Annotated in this window: 18 protein-coding genes and 2 pseudogenes; 7 read left to right on the top strand and 13 right to left on the bottom strand. The window is 72.4% G+C overall.

Features of this window, described 5'->3' with window-relative positions; genetic code table 11:
• Window positions 1-4: 4 nt before the first annotated feature.
• On the bottom strand, window positions 5-307 hold the full coding sequence (locus ACRAWB_RS14175; RefSeq protein WP_431353896.1) for a hypothetical protein: 303 nt from the start codon (window positions 305-307) through the stop codon (window positions 5-7).
• Between the two features lie 69 nt (window positions 308-376).
• Here ACRAWB_RS14175 and ACRAWB_RS14170 point away from each other — a divergent pair, with 69 nt between their 5' ends.
• Window positions 377-910, top strand: coding sequence for a TOPRIM nucleotidyl transferase/hydrolase domain-containing protein (locus ACRAWB_RS14170; RefSeq protein ID WP_431353895.1), 534 nt, complete (start codon window positions 377-379; stop codon window positions 908-910).
• 9 nt (window positions 911-919) lie between these two features.
• A complete protein-coding gene (locus tag ACRAWB_RS14165) occupies window positions 920-1432 on the top strand; it encodes a tetratricopeptide repeat protein (protein ID WP_431353894.1) in 513 nt (170 codons plus the stop codon).
• Here the strand turns inward: ACRAWB_RS14165 and ACRAWB_RS14160 are convergent.
• From ACRAWB_RS14160 to ACRAWB_RS14150, 3 genes and pseudogenes are all read right to left on the bottom strand, one after another.
• Window positions 1429-2243, bottom strand: a pseudogene (locus tag ACRAWB_RS14160) (TspO/MBR family protein). The gene ACRAWB_RS14165 and the pseudogene ACRAWB_RS14160 sit on opposite strands and share 4 nt — an antisense overlap.
• 46 nt (window positions 2244-2289) lie before the next feature.
• A complete protein-coding gene (locus tag ACRAWB_RS14155; RefSeq protein WP_431353893.1) occupies window positions 2290-3063 on the bottom strand; it encodes a putative protein N(5)-glutamine methyltransferase in 774 nt (257 codons plus the stop codon).
• Window positions 3064-3080: 17 nt separating this feature from the next.
• On the bottom strand, window positions 3081-3701 hold the full coding sequence (locus ACRAWB_RS14150) for a flavodoxin family protein (RefSeq protein ID WP_431353892.1): 621 nt from the start codon (window positions 3699-3701) through the stop codon (window positions 3081-3083).
• Window positions 3702-3788: 87 nt separating this feature from the next.
• Here ACRAWB_RS14150 and ACRAWB_RS14145 point away from each other — a divergent pair, with 87 nt between their 5' ends.
• From ACRAWB_RS14145 to ACRAWB_RS14125, 5 genes are all read left to right on the top strand, one after another.
• The gene (locus tag ACRAWB_RS14145) at window positions 3789-4127 is read left to right on the top strand and encodes a hypothetical protein (RefSeq protein ID WP_431353891.1); all 339 of its coding nucleotides are present in this window, start codon (window positions 3789-3791) and stop codon (window positions 4125-4127) included.
• 81 nt (window positions 4128-4208) lie between these two features.
• Window positions 4209-4490 carry a hypothetical protein gene (locus ACRAWB_RS14140; RefSeq protein WP_431353890.1) on the top strand — a complete coding sequence of 94 codons (282 nt, stop codon included), beginning with the start codon at window positions 4209-4211 and terminating at the stop codon, window positions 4488-4490.
• A 70-nt stretch (window positions 4491-4560) separates the two neighbouring features.
• Window positions 4561-6072, top strand: coding sequence for an FAD-dependent oxidoreductase (locus tag ACRAWB_RS14135; RefSeq protein ID WP_431353889.1), 1512 nt, complete (start codon window positions 4561-4563; stop codon window positions 6070-6072).
• A gap of 43 nt (window positions 6073-6115) precedes the next feature.
• Window positions 6116-6793: a hypothetical protein gene (locus tag ACRAWB_RS14130; RefSeq protein ID WP_431353888.1), complete on the top strand. Its 678-nt coding sequence runs from the start codon at window positions 6116-6118 to the stop codon at window positions 6791-6793.
• A 73-nt stretch (window positions 6794-6866) separates the two neighbouring features.
• Entirely contained in the window at window positions 6867-7736 is an 870-nt protein-coding gene (locus ACRAWB_RS14125; protein ID WP_431353887.1) for a hypothetical protein, read from the top strand.
• Between the two features lie 16 nt (window positions 7737-7752).
• Here ACRAWB_RS14125 and ACRAWB_RS14120 read toward each other — a convergent pair whose 3' ends face one another.
• The 9 genes and pseudogenes from ACRAWB_RS14120 to ACRAWB_RS14080 form a co-directional block, all read right to left on the bottom strand.
• On the bottom strand, window positions 7753-8718 hold the full coding sequence (locus ACRAWB_RS14120) for a glycosyltransferase (RefSeq protein ID WP_431353886.1): 966 nt from the start codon (window positions 8716-8718) through the stop codon (window positions 7753-7755).
• Window positions 8715-9362, bottom strand: a complete 648-nt coding sequence (locus ACRAWB_RS14115) for a hypothetical protein (RefSeq protein WP_431353885.1) — start codon at window positions 9360-9362, stop codon at window positions 8715-8717. The genes ACRAWB_RS14120 and ACRAWB_RS14115 overlap by 4 nt, the downstream gene beginning before the upstream one ends.
• Complete coding sequence (locus ACRAWB_RS14110) at window positions 9355-9615, bottom strand: DUF6098 family protein (RefSeq protein ID WP_431353884.1); 261 nt, start codon at window positions 9613-9615, stop codon at window positions 9355-9357. The genes ACRAWB_RS14115 and ACRAWB_RS14110 overlap by 8 nt, the downstream gene beginning before the upstream one ends.
• Before the next feature lie 35 nt (window positions 9616-9650).
• A pseudogene (locus ACRAWB_RS14105) lies at window positions 9651-9803 on the bottom strand (DUF6098 family protein); the annotation flags it as partial.
• Window positions 9784-10275, bottom strand: coding sequence for a hypothetical protein (locus ACRAWB_RS14100; protein WP_431353883.1), 492 nt, complete (start codon window positions 10273-10275; stop codon window positions 9784-9786). The gene ACRAWB_RS14100 and the pseudogene ACRAWB_RS14105, both read right to left, overlap by 20 nt.
• 70 nt (window positions 10276-10345) lie before the next feature.
• Window positions 10346-10660 carry a hypothetical protein gene (locus tag ACRAWB_RS14095; RefSeq protein WP_363806186.1) on the bottom strand — a complete coding sequence of 105 codons (315 nt, stop codon included), beginning with the start codon at window positions 10658-10660 and terminating at the stop codon, window positions 10346-10348.
• A 75-nt stretch (window positions 10661-10735) separates the two neighbouring features.
• Window positions 10736-12289, bottom strand: a complete 1554-nt coding sequence (locus tag ACRAWB_RS14090; protein WP_431353882.1) for an FAD-dependent oxidoreductase — start codon at window positions 12287-12289, stop codon at window positions 10736-10738.
• Window positions 12286-13551 carry a 6-phospho-beta-glucosidase gene (locus ACRAWB_RS14085; RefSeq protein ID WP_431353881.1) on the bottom strand — a complete coding sequence of 422 codons (1266 nt, stop codon included), beginning with the start codon at window positions 13549-13551 and terminating at the stop codon, window positions 12286-12288. The genes ACRAWB_RS14090 and ACRAWB_RS14085 overlap by 4 nt, the downstream gene beginning before the upstream one ends.
• A gap of 29 nt (window positions 13552-13580) precedes the next feature.
• Entirely contained in the window at window positions 13581-14513 is a 933-nt protein-coding gene (locus tag ACRAWB_RS14080; RefSeq protein WP_431353880.1) for a BadF/BadG/BcrA/BcrD ATPase family protein, read from the bottom strand.
• Between the last annotated feature and the right edge of the window lie 57 nt (window positions 14514-14570).

Here is a 14570-nt window from a genome sequence, read left to right as displayed (position 1 = left end):
CGGATCAGACGGCGGGCGACGGGGACGCGCTGCCCTCGTCGTTGCTGCTGCCGCCCTTTCCGGTGACCTGGTCGATCTTGGTCGACGCCTTGTCGGCGACCTTGCTGACGGTCTCGCTGACCTTGCCCCCGACGTCGGATGCGGCGCGCCCGGCGAAGTCCTTCACGTCGCCCTTCACGCTCTGGATGGTGTCCGACTCCGTGAACCCGCGCCACTTGCGGCGCAGGTCCTCGTACGCACCCCGCCCGGCGCGCGCTCCGATGATGAACCCGACGGCGACTCCTGCGGCAAAAGTGATGATCTTCATGGGGTGCACCGTACGCGCGGAGGCCGGGGCGCGACAGTGCTCGTCCGGCGCGTGGAGCACAATGTCAGCGTGAGCGGCAGGCGCGAGCACGGCACCGCCATCCTGGTGGAGGGCGCGAGCGATCGCGCCGCGGTACTGACGGCGGCCGGCCTGCTCGGGATCGATCTGGCGGGCGGCGACGTGGCGGTCGTGCCTATGGGCGGTGCGATGAGCATCCGCCGGTTCGTGGCGGAGCTGGGACCGTCCGGCGACGGCCTGAGGCTGCGCGGGCTGTGCGACGCGCGGGAGGCGGGGTACTACCAGCGGGCCGGCCTGCCGGATGCCGCGATCTTCGTCTGCCGCCCGGACCTCGAGGCGGAGCTGCTGCGCGCGCTCGGCCCCGAGCGGACCTTCGCCGTCCTGGAGCAGGAGGGCGATCTGCGCCTGTTCCGGATGTTCCAGCAGCAGCCCGCGCAGCGCACGCGCACGCTCGACCAGCAGCTTCACCGGTTCCTGGGCACCACCTCCGGCCGCAAGGAGCACTACGGAGCCGTTCTCACCGCTGCCCTCACCCCCGCGGAACTCCCCGCTCCGCTCTGCGGCATCCTGCACCAGCTCCCCTAGGGTGAGGGGATGCCCACGACCGATCCGGCGCTGCTCGCGCACCTCGCCGACCTGTTCGCCGCCCGTGACCGTGCGGACATGCAGCCGACCATCGGTGCCCTGCGCGCGGTGCTCGCCGAGCACCCCGACGACCCGCACGTGCTCTACGAGGTCGGCGGCGCATACGACACAGCCGGCGAGGAGGACACGGCCGCCGGGTACTACGAGCGCGCCCTGGAGGCGGGACTCGAGGGCGACACGCTCCGCCGCTGCCTCCTCCAGTACGGCAGCACCCTCCGCAACCTCGACCGGTTCGACGACTCGCTCGCAGTCCTCGACCGCGCGCTGACTCTGTTCCCGGAGTCCGAGTCGGTGCGCGTCTGGCACGCCCTGTCGCTGCACGCGGCCGGCCGCAGCGACGCGGCGGTCGCCGAGCTGATGGAGGTCGCGGCGGATAACATCCGCACCCCCGACCTGCTCCGCTACGAGGCGGCCATCCGCGGGAACGCGGCATACCTGCGCGAGGTGGATGAGGGGCGCTAGCCCCGGCGCCCAGGCCCCGGCCGCGCCACGCGCACCGCGAGCGCGATCAGCAGCAGCAGGGCGGCCGCCGCGAAGGCGGTGATCGCGACCGGCGCCGATTCCAGCGAGCCGGTCAGCCGCGAGACGCCGATCCAGACGAGGCCCCAGGCGGAGGCCATCGCCGGGGCGAAGCGTCCGCGGTCCCAGATCGCGAGCGCCCCGCCGATGACGGTGAAGACGGCGAGCAGGGCGATCGCCCACGCATGCGGACTCGCTCCGAAGCCGTCGAAGCCGGTCTTCTGCAGCCACGAGGTGACGTTCGCGACCGTCGCGATCATCACCCAACCCAGATAGAGGCCCATCACGCCGTCGAGGAGGACCGCGTCCGCCGTCGACTCGGAGGGGTGACGGCGGAGGATGACGAACGCCACGATGAGCACCACCAGCAGCGCGACGATGGCGACGACCGACAGGCCGAGCTGGCCGGCCTGGACGGACAGGATCCACGCCGCGTTGAGGAGCAGCGACGCGAGCACCCAGAAGCCGGCGCGGCGCTGCCGCTCCCGGGCCGCCTGCGACGGCATCGCCTGCCAGATCGCGTAGGCCACGAGGCCCGCGTAGATGACCGACCAGATCGCGAAGGCCGGACCGGCCGGCGCGAGGAGGGTCGCGTCCGCACTCAACGCCCCACCAGCCACCTCGGGGATGGGCGTTCCCCCGCGGCGCCGGAGCCCACGAACGCCCCCACGATCGCCACGACGGTGCCGGCGATCACGAGGGACTGGCGGACGCGGTCGGCCGGCATGGGCCGCGCGGCGGCGAGCGTGCTCATGCCGCGAACGGTAGTCCCGAAACGGGCGGCGTTGAAGGGAGGCGGGTCAGCGCGGGGCAACGGCGACGACGACCGTCGAGCCGGTGTCAACGTCCGAGTCGACCGTCGCGTCGAGGCCGGCCGTGGCGAACAGAGCCGCGGAGGTCGCGGCCTGCGAGTCCCCGGCCTCGATGAGGAGCGTGCCACCCGGCGCCAGCCAGAGGGCGGCCTCCGCGGCGATCCGGCGGTGCAGGTCGAGTCCGTCCGCGCCTCCGTCGAGCGCGACAGGCGGCTCGTGATCCCGCGCCTCCGGCGGCATCAGCGCGATGGCGTCGGTCGGCACGTAGGGCGCATTGACGGCCAGCACGTCGACGCGGCCGCGCAGCGCCGCCGGGAGGGCGGCGAACAGGTCGCCCTCGAAGACGCGGTCGGCGGGGAGGTTGCGCCGGGCGCACCGGACGGCGGCCGGGTCGATGTCGGCGGCGTAGACCTCGGCGGCGGGCACCGCGTTCCGCACAACCGCGCCGATCGCGCCGATCCCGCAGCACAGGTCGACCACCACCGTGCCACCGGCCGCCGCGAGCTCGGCCGCCCGCAGCGCCAGCCGGGACGTGCGCTGACGGGGGACGAAGACGGCCGGATCGACGTGCAGGCGCAGGCCGCAGAAGTCCACCCAGCCGAGCAGCGGCTCCAACGGCTCGCCGGCGACGCGACGGGCGACCAGCGCCTCCAGCTCGGCGGCGGAGCCCGCGGCCTCGGTCAGCAGCTGCGCCTCATCCTCGGCGAAGACGCATCCCGCGGCGCGGAGTCGCGTGACGATCGCGGGGTCGGGTGCGGGCACCCGGCCATGCTAACGACTCAGGCGGACCCGAACGGCTGCGACCGCAGCACCCGCGCGAGATGCGCCGCATTGTGCGCGACCGTCGCGTTCTGGCCCGCCACCGCCTCCGGGGTCTCGTCGAGGTCCTTGTAATCGACCGTCTGCATCGCCTCGCCGTTCCAATACGTCGACCCCTGCGACGGGATGCTGAAGCCCACGTCGTTGAGGCCCTGGAAGAGGTCCGCGATGATGCCGTGCGCGCCGTCCTCGTTGCCGACGACGCCGACGATCGCGACCTTGCCCTCCACGAGCGGACGGCCGTTGTCGTCGGTCTCGGAGAGCTCGGCGTCCAGACGCTCCAGCGCTCGCTGGGCGACGGAGGAGAGATGCCCCATCCAGGTCGGCGTCACCACGACGAGGATGTCGGAGGCGAGGACCTGCTCGCGGATCTTCGGCCACTCGTCGCCGTTCCCCTCGTCCTTGGAGACGCCGGGCTTGATGTCGTAGTCGACCAGGCGCACGGCCGTTCCGGTCACATCGTGGGTGGCCAGTTCGTCCAGCAGCTGCCGGGCCATCAGCTGGCTGCTCGACTCGCCGGGCGACGGCGTCAGCGTGCAGACCAGGGCGAGGGCGGTCAACGGGCGGTTCTGATCGGTCATGCGGTGGAGTGAACGCGCGGCCCTCTCAGAACGCAAGCGATTCGCAGGCAACCTTGACCTCCCGCATGAGGGATGTATTGATGGACTATGAAACGCATCCACTACGCGAGCGGTTCGCTGCTCACCGGCGACGACATCGCCGACGTCCTGGTGCGCTTCGCGGCCGCCCTGGCGCACAAGAACGACGCGGCCGAGGTGCACGCGCCGGCCATCATCGAGGGCGGCGACACCGGAGAAGTGCTGATGCTGCTCGGACCGGCCAGCCAGATCCTCGCCGAGGACGAGAAGTACGGCGGGAGCGAGCTGCACGACGAGGAGTTCGTGAACGAGTGCGAGGGCAAGATCGCCGCCCTCGCTCCGACTCGCGCCACCTTCGTCGAACATGGGACGGACGACCTGCCCGATCTCGACTACGACCTGCTTTAAGCCGCTCGATACACAGTTGCACTGGCGCTCTCACGGGCACCGCGTACTATCGGGCGAGTAACAGACGACCGGGAGAGGGTAATGCAGGTGTTCCACGTCTACATCGACGACCTGAGGTTCACCTTCGTCGACCGCGCCCCGGTCGAGGAACTGAAGAGCAGTGTCGTCGCCGCGAGCAGGAACGACGGCGACTTCGTCTCCATCACCCAGTCGAGCCGTCCGCCGAGCGAGATCTTCGTCACCAGCCAGACCAAGGTGCGGATCGAGACGGCCACCATCCCGCGCGACCCGGTCTCCACCGGTGCCGCCGCCGGAGAAGACGACGACGACGCCTTCTGGTTCGACTTCGACTCCCTCGCCTGACCGGCGGGACGCGAACACCGCGCGGAGTCAAGCACTACCGCCCGCCCATCCGGCAGGGGATGCTCGTGTCATGCCGACGACGTCCCTCTGGCTCCAGACCGCCCCGCCGATCGCAACCGACTCCTTCGAGTGGGACGGCCACTACGACACGATCGTGGTCGGCGCCGGCCTGACCGGGCTCGCGACAGCCCTCATGCTGGCCCGCTCCGGGATGCGCGTGTGCGTGCTCGAGGCGCGCAGCGTCGGCGCTGTCACCACCGGCAACACGACCGGAAAGGTCAGCCTGCTGCAGGGGACGACGCTGTCCTCCATCCGCCGCCACTCGTCCGACGCAGTGCTGCGCGCCTACGTCGACGGGAACACGGCGGGTCAGGGCTGGCTGCTCGACTTCTGCGAGGAGCAGCGTGTGCCGTTCGAGGTGCGGGACGCCGTCACCTACGCGACGACGCTGGACGGCCTGGACAAGCTGGATGCCGAGCTCGCCGCCGCCCGTTCCGCCGGGCTCGACGCGGCGGAGGAGCGCAGCACCGAACTGCCGTTCCCGGTCGAGGGTGCGCTGACGCTGGCCGGGCAGGCGCAGGTGCACCCGCTGAAGGTGCTGGCCGCGCTGGCCAAGGAGCTGCGGGCGCTCGGCGGACGCATCGTCGAGGGAGAGCGGGTGACCGACGTGTCGGCGGCGAAGCCGGCCGTCGTCACCAGCACCTCCGGCACCTCGCACGCGGACCACGTGATCCTCGCGACCGGCACGCCGATCCTGGACCGCGGACTGTACTTCGCGAAGGTGGAGCCGACGCGGTCGTACGTCGCCGCGTTCCGCGTGCCCGGCAGCATTCCGCGCGGGATGCACCTCTCGGCCGACTCTCCCACGCGCTCGCTGCGGACGGCGACCGCCGCAGACGGCAGCGAGCTGCTGCTGGTGGGCGGGAACGGGCATCCCGTCGGCCGCGCCCACTCGCCGGCAGAGAAGATCGCCGACCTCACGGCCTGGGCGGAGCGGATGTTCCCCGGCGCCGAGCGAACGCACTGGTGGGCGGCGCAGGATTACCGTTCAGCGAATCGGGTGCCGTTCGTCGGGTGGCTCCCGCGCGGACGCGGACGCGTCTACCTCGCCACGGGCTACGACAAGTGGGGGATGACGAACGCGATCGCGTCGGCACTGAGCCTCACCGCGGACCTCACCGGCGAAACGCTCGAGTGGGCGCGCGTGCTGCATCATCGCGTCACCCGGCCGGTGGACATCGCCTCCGGCGTCGCCATGAACGCGGGTGTCGGCAAGGCGGCGGTCACCGAGTGGGCCTCCGCGACGACCGGGCCGGAGCTCCCGGATGCGCCGGTCGGCGAGGGCACCGGGACGGTGGGACGCCGCGGACGCGCCCCCGTGGCCGTGTCGACGATCGACGGCGAGACGTGCGCGCTGTCGGCCGTGTGCACCCACCTCGGCGGGGTCGTGCGGTGGAACGACGCCGAGCTCTCGTGGGACTGCCCGCTGCACGGCTCGCGGTTCGCTCCCGACGGCAGCGTCCTGGAGGGACCCGCGACCCAGCCACTCGCTCCCGCACCGCCGGCACCGGAGCACCCCTGAGGGGACTCTAGTTCTGAGAGCCTGCTGGGAGTAGGTTCATAACATGACGAATCCTGACGACGAGAGCACGCCGCGCCCCGCCGGACCCACCGGGGCAGGCGAGCCGACGACCCCGCCGCCCGCTTCGGACGTTCCGGCCTCGACCGGCGCACCGACTCCTCCTCCCGCAGCGCCCGGCCCGGGCTTCCCGGCCGCGCCGCCGCCCCCTCCCGCCTACCCGGCCGGTGCCGGTGCCGGTGCACCCGCGGGCGCCCCTGTGGCCGCACCGACGGCTCCCCCGCGCACGGTGAACATCGCGTTCTGGCTGTTCGTCGCGGGCGCGGTGCTGAGCGTGATCAGCGGCATCATCACCATCGCCACCATCGGGAACCAGCGCGCCGACTTCATCGACGCCGTCCGCAACTCGAACAACACAGGCTCGGCCAACCCCCAGAGCATCGCGGACGCGGTCATCGCCGGCGCCACCGTCTGGGCCGTCGTGACGCTGATCTTCTGGGCCGTGGCGTTCGTCCTCTTCGCGTTCTTCATGCGACGCGGCGCGAACTGGGCGCGCATCGTGCTCACGGTGCTCACCGTCCTGTCGCTGCTTAACATCATCAACGGCTTCGGCACCGGAGCTCTGCAGGTCATCGCGACGATCATCGGCACGATCCTCATCTGGCTGCGCCCGTCGAGCGAGTACTTCGCCGCGGTCAAGGCCTCGAAGGCGCCGCGCGCCTGACGCCCATCCCTCTGCGGCCCGTGGACTCCGGTCCACGGGCCGCAGCCGTGTCCGGCACGCGTACACTCGCGGCATGGACCTGCGGGATGTCGCCGGCGAGCTCTACGCCGCCGCGCCGGGCGACTTCATCGCGAAGCGGAACGCGGCGGCGGCCGGGGCCGACCGTCCCACCGCGAAGGAGATCAAGGCGCTGCGGAAGCCGTCCGCGTCCGCCGCGGCGATCAACGCGCTCGTGCGCGACCAGCCCGACCTCATCGGCGACGTGCTGGACATCGGGGCTCGGATGCGCGACGCCTTCGCCTCCCGCGACCGCGCCGAGATCCGGTCGCTGACGCAGGAGCGGCAGCGGCTGCTGCAGCGCGCGACCGACGGGCTGGACCTCAGCCCCGCCGTGCAGCGCGAGGTCGAGGAGACGCTGCAGGCCGCAGTGATCGACCCGGCCGCTGCTGCGGCGGTCCGGAGCGGGATGCTGGTGCGCGCGCTCGAGTCGACCGGGCTGGAGCAGGTGGATGTGTCGGATGCGGTCGCACTGCCGGTCGAGATCGAGGACTTCCCGGCGCCGCGGCCGGGGCGGAAGAAGGCGGCGCCTGCTGCGGAGTCCGGGTCCGAAGACGAAGACGAGGCGGCCGCGGCCGAGCCGGCCGAGCCCGTCGAGACGCCGAGCGAGCGTCGGGAGCGCCAGCGCCGCATCCGTGCGGCCGAGAAGGCCGTCGAGCGCGCCCGAGCCGACGCCGACGCGCTCGACGACGAGCTCGATGAGACCGTCGACCGCCGCGGCGACCTGGAGGCGGAACGCGACCGCCTCCAACGCAAGCTCCAGCGCCTGATGGACGACCTCACCGAGACGCGCGCCTCCGAGAAGGAGCTGCGCTCGCGTCTCTCCGACGCGCAGCGCGCGGTCCGCGAGGCCGAGCGCGAGCTGCGCGACGCCCGCGCCGACTGACCGCCCTACGCGAAGGTCAGGCGACCCAGCGGGCGAGCAGCGCGTCCCAGTCGGCCTGGAAACGGCCGAGACCGAACCGCTCCAGCGCCCACTCCCGGGCGCGCAATCCGGCCTCCATCCCGCGGCCGGGGTCGTCCACGAACGCCCGGACGGCGTCGTGCAGCTCCGTCACGTCGGTCGAGATCGCCCCGACGCCCGGCACGACCGCGCGGCGCGCATCCGTCGTATCCAGCGCCACCACCGGCACCCCGGCGGTCATGGACTCGAGCAGCGCGAGGCCGAGCGACGTCCACCGGTTCGGGTGCACGTAGACGCGGCGACGGCCGATCTCGGAGAACAACCGCGGCGCCTCGATGTCGCCCGCCGCGACCACGCGGTCGGGCCCGACGCCGAGCGCCTGAGCGAGGCCATCGACCTGCATCCCGAACACGTCGACCGGTGCGACGGCGCTGAAGCCGCCCAGCAGGTCCGACCCGGTCACCCGCCAGCGGCGCACCGGCTCGTTGATGACGGCCGCCGCCCGCGGCAGCTCACCGGTGAAGAAGCTGCCGTAGTCCACGACACCGTGCTCGATGACCTGGGTTCGCGTAGATCCGGTGTCCCAGAACAGCGCGTTGAAGTGCGTGACATGCGCGATCAGCAGGTCCTCTCGGTCGGCGAGCGGATGCCGTGAGCGCGGCACGTCCTCCTGCGGCGTGTTGTGCTCCACGAACACGACCGGCACATCCACGCCGGGCTTGCGTCCGGTCAACCGCTCGACCAGCTCGAACTCCTCCAGCCGCTGCAGCACGACGGCGTCGAAGGGCGTCTCGGCCAGGTCGGCCTCCGGGACCTCCACCACGTTCTCCGGCCAGTCGCGACCGCCCACCCCGCCCTCGCCGGCCGCGTCCACCGGCAGGAGGTAGGTGTGACGGCCGCGGACGAACGCGTCCATCCAGCCGCCGTGGACCTGCCAGACGAGCAGCCGCAGCGCGCGGCTCACAGCTGCGTCCCGGAACCGGGGTGTCCCAGTTCCAAGGGGCCGGTGAGCGGAGCCGGCTCGCGTTCCTGACCGGCGGCGACCCCCGCGTGCGTGTGCCCCGCGACCCCGTGGGCGGCGGTGTGCGCTTCCTTCTGCGGGCACAGCTTGCCGCAGTACGAGCAGATGTACCCGTCGCCGATCCGCGCCTCGCCGTTCAGCCGGTACTCGAGCACGCCGCCGCCCGCCTGGAGCGTGAACTCGACGAACGCCGGGCGTTCGAGCGAGGGGATGGGCACCCGCATCGCCGCGAACGGCGCGCCGTCATCGTCCAGCGGCACCCACAGCTTCTCGGGCATGGGACCGAAGATCGAGCCCGCCTTGTCGACGCGGGCCGGCCGGTGGTCGTCCCGAACATGAAGGATGTGGCCGGCCCGGATCATGTCCCGCGGCATCGCCTGGTACAACTCCGGCACGCCGTAGGCGATCGTCCCGCGACGCAGGCGCGAGAAGCCCTCCTCGGAGTCGTCGCCCATCACGACGAACGGCGGCGCCTCCGAGCTGCGCAGCACGATCGCGGTGCCGCCCGACGGGCTGTCCGAGATGAGCTGGAGCACCGCCGTCGCCTCGACGAGCGAAGCCCCGGCGGACGAGGCGGCCTCAGGCATGTGCCACCGACACCAGTTCCGTCTCGCGGCGCCCGAGCTCGGCGTCGAAACGCGCGCCCCAGACACGGTCGGCCTGGTCGATCAGGCACTCGGCCAGGCGTCCGACCACCTCCACGTCGGCGAGCAGCGTCTCGCCGTCGGGCGCATGACCGACCTCCCGGCCGCGCAGCAGCCAGGCGAACCGCTCAGGTCGGGAGCCGTCCTGCGGGGCGTGCCGGGGGCCGGGAGGCGGCTGATCTGCCGAGCGATCCATTCGATCCGGGGCAGCGTCCACCATTCCTCCGCGTCGAGGGGATGCGCGGGGAGGCCGGGCATCGACAGCCCGCTCTCCGCATCCATCGATCCGGACTCGAGATCGGCGGCGTATCCTGCCGAGAACCGCACGTGAAGACCCGGGCCGTCGTCGAGCAGGCGCTCGACCTCAGAGAGCTGATAAAGCACGGGATCCTCCGGTCGGGACGGGCTCGTCGCGGTCGGCGACGCGGTAGCGGCACTCCATGCGGGTGCGGGTGACGAGCTCGTACTCGTGCCAGGACGGCCGGTCGAGCGACGGGATGGGGATGCGGACGCGCGCAGGCGCCTCGGCGTCGGCGTCCAGCGGGACGAAGACGACCACGTCCGACGCACCGAACACGGACGCCGAGCAGGCGAATCGGCCCTGGGCGTAGCCGTCGGCGGTGACGACGACGGCGGGCTCGGACTCCACCGGGAAGTCGTCGCGCGGCAGCTCGCGGTAGGGCTCGGCGAGTCCGTGCACGCCGGGTCCGCGACGCATCCGCACGAACAGGTCGCGGCCGCCGAACACATCCAGACGGAGCGAGGAGGGGACAGGACCGTCGACCAGCACGGCGACAGGCGTGCGGGCTCGGCGCGGGAGCATCATCAGCACCGCTGTCGCCGTCATATCGCCCATGCAAGCAAAGCTAAGGTGCGGGCGACCCTAATAGCAGGGGATTGACGATTGCGCGCGCGGGTGCGGGTGGTCAGGGGATGTGGTGCCCGATCTCGTCCTCGGGCATGATCACCATGCCGCCGGTGCGCTGCGACGTGTGCATGAGCGCTTCCAGCCACTGCGGGTTGATCGCCGGCGGACGGCTGCCGCTGAACTGGAATGCGAGAGGGACCTCGCGGCTGATCCAGAGCGAGACACGGCCCGAGCCCTGCTCGACCGGCACGTCCCAGTTCAGCAGGAAGCTCTCGTGGCGGCGGAGCTTGGCGACGATCGCGAGCTTGACGTGGCTGAGCACGCGGTCGTCGAGATCGTATTCCTGCCCCGGGCCGTAGACGAGTTTTCCCATAACCCTCATAGTGCCTCATGCGTGGCACCGAAATCCTCTTGTGTCAGGGGGATTGACACCGGTATCAGACCGTGGTTAAACCGGTTCGGCCCGCAAGCCTCCCTCCCGCAGGCGACCGCGGAGGACGTCACGCGGCACGTCCTGCGCGGCGACTCCGAGAGACACGGCGAGCGCGGCCGCCGTCCCGGCGGCCTGGCCCAGCATCATGTACTGCGGCTCCATCCGCACCGACGCGAAGGCGACCGCGGAGGCCGACAGGCAGACCGGTACCAGGAGGTTCGACGCATCCTCGCGCCGTGGCAGGAGCGCGCCGTACGGGATGCCGTAGATCGGCACCGGCACCGACAGGTACCCCTCTGTGAACACCGTGCCGATCGGGTCCGGATGCTCGTAGACCCAGCGCCAGACCCGTTGCACCTCGCGCACGTCGATGTGGTACGAACCCAGAGCGACCGAATCGGGCGGGACCGCGCCCGCGACGAGGTCGTGCTCGGTGAGGACCTGCGTCCCGACCATGCGCCGCGCCTCGCGCACGTACAGCTGGTGCGGGAGGTGACCGGTGTCGGCGAATTCGGTGCGCGGCAGGCCCCAGCGGGAGAGCTCGCGCCGGATCGCGACCGGAACAGCGGGGTCGTGCGAGAGGAAGTACAGGAAGCCGCGCGTGTGCGAGAGGTGGTGCTGCCGCAGTTCCTCGCGGCGCTGCGGCGATGCGTCCGGGTACTCCCACGCCGAGCCGTCGAGCACGCTCAGCGAGACCGGGCCGAGCGAGTTGCCGTCCGCCATCCCGCCCGGGAGGTTCGGTTCGAGTCCGAGCATCCGCCCGGCGGTGCGCTCCACACCTTCTCGGCGGTCGCGCGCGAACAGCCGGCGCCCGAGCTCCCAGTACTCGTCGTCGTAGTCCTCGGGCCTGTCGAACGGGATGCCGTCCGCGGCGGTGGTCAGGCACACCCGGTAGCCGTACGACATGACACCGCCGTCGCCCTCGCCGACCTGCGCGAGCGGCCGGTCGTGCAACTGCGGCAGGATGCGACTCTCGGCGCGCCCAGTGGGGTCGCCGGCGAAGGGCGAGACCCAGGGCGGCATGGCGTGCATCCCGGGCACCAGCTCCTGGCGGCCGGCGAAGCGTTCACCGTAAAGGGAGCGGTCTTCGCGGCCGACGCGGTACGGCACGCCGGCCGCTGCCAGTAGGTCGCCTTCGTAACTCGCATCCACGAAGACGGCCGCCTCGAGCCGGTCGCCCGCCGTCGTGGTCATCGCCCGCAGCTCGCGGCCATCGCGGCCCACGGCGGCCTCGACGGCGCGCAGGCTCGCGTCGAATTCGACCGTGACGCCCGCCTGCTGCAGCCATCGGCGGAAGATCGCCTCGGCGACATGCGGCTCGGGTCCGGCATAGCCGCCGGGCGCGGTGCCGTAGTGCTCGGCGATGTCCGAGCGCAGCCGGGCCGCAGCGCCGCCGAGCGCGCGCACGTCGCCGACGTCGGTGTAGCCGAGGCCGCCGGACGTCATCCCGCCGAGGTGCCGGCCCGGTTCGAGGAGGACCACCTGCGCTCCGCCCTCGGCCGCGGCGACCGCGGCGGCGACCCCGGCGGACGTGGCGCCGTAGACGACGACCTCGGCGGACCGGCTCATGCGTCCGCGAACTGCGGCAGCAGCTCGCCGCCGGTCTCGAAGAGGCCGCGCTCCAGGGCGGTCACCAGGTCCCACTGCTGCACCAGCGGATGCGCGAGCAGCGCCTTGCGCACCAGCCGCCGGTCGCCGGTCACGGCGGCGCGGGCTGCCAGCCGCTCGTACGCGCTCACGTGCTGGATGAGGCCGAGCAGTTCGGGCGCCACGGGCTCCTGCGGCAGCGGTGTCGCTCCCGTCGCATCCACCCGGCACAGCGTCTCGATCACGTCGTCATCCGCCAGCCCCGCGATCAGGCCGTTGTTGCGCACGTTCACCACGTGGTTGTCGCCGGTGCCCGCGACGAGCGACGCCAGCAGCGCCGTCGCCGCCTCGCTGTAGAAGGCGCCGCCCCGTGCCTCCAGCTGCGGCGGCTTGGTGTCGACGCGCGGATCCGCGTAGAGCTGCAGGAGCTCTCGCTCCACGTCCGCGACGACCGTCGCCCGCGGTGTGCCCGCGTTCATCTCGGCGACCGTGGCGTCGTGCGCGTAGTAGTACTTCAGGTAGTACGAGGGCAGCACGCCCAGGTCGCGGATGAGCTCGCCGGTCACGCCGCCGCGCCGGCCCAGCTCGTCGGATCGCTCCGCGATCATCCCGGGCAGCACATCCACGCCGTCGACCCGGATGTGACGCACCCAGGACAGGTGGTTCAGGCCGACCGGGTCGACCTCGACGCGCTGCGGCTCGACGCCGTGCTCGCGTGCGATCCAGCGCTGGACGCCGATCGCGAAGTTGCACAGGCCGATGGCGTTGTGCCCGTCGTCGAGCAGGGCCCGGGTGTTGATGCCGACGGGGTTGGTGAAGTCGACGACCCATGCCCCCGGCTTCGCGAACTCCCGTGCCTCCCGGGCGATGTCGAGCACGACCGGGACCGTGCGAAGTGCCTTGGCGAGGCCGCCCGCGCCGGTCGTCTCCTGGCCGACGCATCCGCAGGCGAGCGGGAACAGCTCATCCTGCAGGCGCGCCCGCTGGCCGCCGACGCGCAGCTGGATGAGGACCGCGTCCGCGCCCGCGATGGCCGCGGCGCGGTCGGTGGTCAGGGTCACCGGCACGTCCGCGCCCTGGCGCGCGAGCATCCGGCGCACCATACCGCCGACGATCTCGAGGCGCGGGCCGTCGATGTCCATGAGCCACAGCTCGCCGACCGTGAGGCGTTCGCGCTCGTTCCACAGGCCGGAGACGAGCTCGGGCGTGTAGGTGGAGCCGGCGCCGATGACCGTGATCTTCATCGTGGGTCCTTTCTGCGGTGGATGTGGGGTCAGCGGGACGCGGCGCGCTCGCGGAGCGCCCGCACGAGACCGTCGACCGGGCGGAAGGCGAGCGGCGACGGGTCGAAGCCGCGTTCTCGGAGACCGTCGGAGACGGCGGAGAGGAAGCCGGGGTCGGAGAACAGGCCGCCGGCGAGGACGGCCGGGGTGCCGGGCGGGACAGACGCCTCCGGCCCGAAGGCGCCGCGTGTCACGACCCCGGCGAGCAGCAGCGCCTCAGCCGCTGCCCGCGCCATGAGTTCGCTCGCGAGCGCGTCGCCGTCGGCGGCCGCCTGCGCGACGACCTGCGCCAGCGCACCCACCGCGTCCATGGTCACTACGCCGTCGCGGATGCCGCGCGCGAGCGCCACCGCGTCCGACGTGCCGGTCGCCGCGAGCACGAGGGGCAGCAGCTCCGTCGCCGGACCGCGCCCGTCCTCGGCGCGTGCGGCGGCACGCACCGCTTCGCGGCCGAGCGCGTGCCCGCCGCCCCAGTCGCCGCTCACCCAGCCGAGCGCGGGGACGGTCGCGAGACCCCGCGGCCCGCGGGCGACGGCGTTGAGGCCGGCCCCGCAGACGATGGCGAGCGCGTCGCCCAGGCCGCCGCCCGCATCCAGTACCGCGACCACGTCGCCCACCGCCTCGACGGCGGCGTTCGGAAAGGCCGCCGACAGCTCGGCGGCGTAGGCGACCTCGTCGCCCGCGAAGTCCAATCCCGCGACGGCCGCCGACACCTCGCCGACGAGCAGCCGGTCGACTCCGGCCTCTGCGAGCAGGGCCGTCACGACGCGGGCGACCGCCTGGGGGCCCTCGCCGCTTCCAGGCCCGATCATTCGCGCGCGCTCGATGAGCCCGGCCGGGGCACGGTCCAGCAGCACGACCTCCGTCTTGGAGTTGCCACCGTCGATCGCGACGGCGAACGGTGACTCGGTGCGGTCTGGCATGGTGACATCCTGCCGCAGATATGGGATCGTTTCCACCCAGCCGTGTCAGGCTGTGGA

This window comes from Leifsonia poae, assembly GCF_050632865.1.
Classification (GTDB): domain Bacteria; phylum Actinomycetota; class Actinomycetes; order Actinomycetales; family Microbacteriaceae; genus Leifsonia; species Leifsonia poae_B.
The sequence above is the reverse complement of the archived record's forward strand: the minus strand, read 5'-3'. Positions and strand labels throughout refer to the sequence as shown.

Excerpts from the sequence above, each read along its gene's own strand:
- ACRAWB_RS14175 (WP_431353896.1), bottom strand. The coding sequence starts at position 307 with ATGAAGATCATCACTTTTGCCGCAGGAGTCGCCGTCGGGTTCATCATC.
- ACRAWB_RS14165 (WP_431353894.1), top strand. The coding sequence starts at position 920 with ATGCCCACGACCGATCCGGCGCTGCTCGCGCACCTCGCCGACCTGTTC.
- ACRAWB_RS14150 (WP_431353892.1), bottom strand. The coding sequence starts at position 3,701 with ATGACCGATCAGAACCGCCCGTTGACCGCCCTCGCCCTGGTCTGCACG.
- ACRAWB_RS14145 (WP_431353891.1), top strand. The coding sequence starts at position 3,789 with ATGAAACGCATCCACTACGCGAGCGGTTCGCTGCTCACCGGCGACGAC.
- ACRAWB_RS14140 (WP_431353890.1), top strand. The coding sequence starts at position 4,209 with ATGCAGGTGTTCCACGTCTACATCGACGACCTGAGGTTCACCTTCGTC.
- ACRAWB_RS14135 (WP_431353889.1), top strand. The coding sequence starts at position 4,561 with ATGCCGACGACGTCCCTCTGGCTCCAGACCGCCCCGCCGATCGCAACC.
- ACRAWB_RS14130 (WP_431353888.1), top strand. The coding sequence starts at position 6,116 with ATGACGAATCCTGACGACGAGAGCACGCCGCGCCCCGCCGGACCCACC.
- ACRAWB_RS14125 (WP_431353887.1), top strand. The coding sequence starts at position 6,867 with ATGGACCTGCGGGATGTCGCCGGCGAGCTCTACGCCGCCGCGCCGGGC.
- ACRAWB_RS14115 (WP_431353885.1), bottom strand. The coding sequence starts at position 9,362 with ATGCCTGAGGCCGCCTCGTCCGCCGGGGCTTCGCTCGTCGAGGCGACG.
- ACRAWB_RS14110 (WP_431353884.1), bottom strand. The coding sequence starts at position 9,615 with ATGGATCGCTCGGCAGATCAGCCGCCTCCCGGCCCCCGGCACGCCCCG.
- ACRAWB_RS14100 (WP_431353883.1), bottom strand. The coding sequence starts at position 10,275 with ATGGGCGATATGACGGCGACAGCGGTGCTGATGATGCTCCCGCGCCGA.
- ACRAWB_RS14095 (WP_363806186.1), bottom strand. The coding sequence starts at position 10,660 with ATGGGAAAACTCGTCTACGGCCCGGGGCAGGAATACGATCTCGACGAC.
- ACRAWB_RS14090 (WP_431353882.1), bottom strand. The coding sequence starts at position 12,289 with ATGAGCCGGTCCGCCGAGGTCGTCGTCTACGGCGCCACGTCCGCCGGG.
- ACRAWB_RS14085 (WP_431353881.1), bottom strand. The coding sequence starts at position 13,551 with ATGAAGATCACGGTCATCGGCGCCGGCTCCACCTACACGCCCGAGCTC.
- ACRAWB_RS14080 (WP_431353880.1), bottom strand. The coding sequence starts at position 14,513 with ATGCCAGACCGCACCGAGTCACCGTTCGCCGTCGCGATCGACGGTGGC.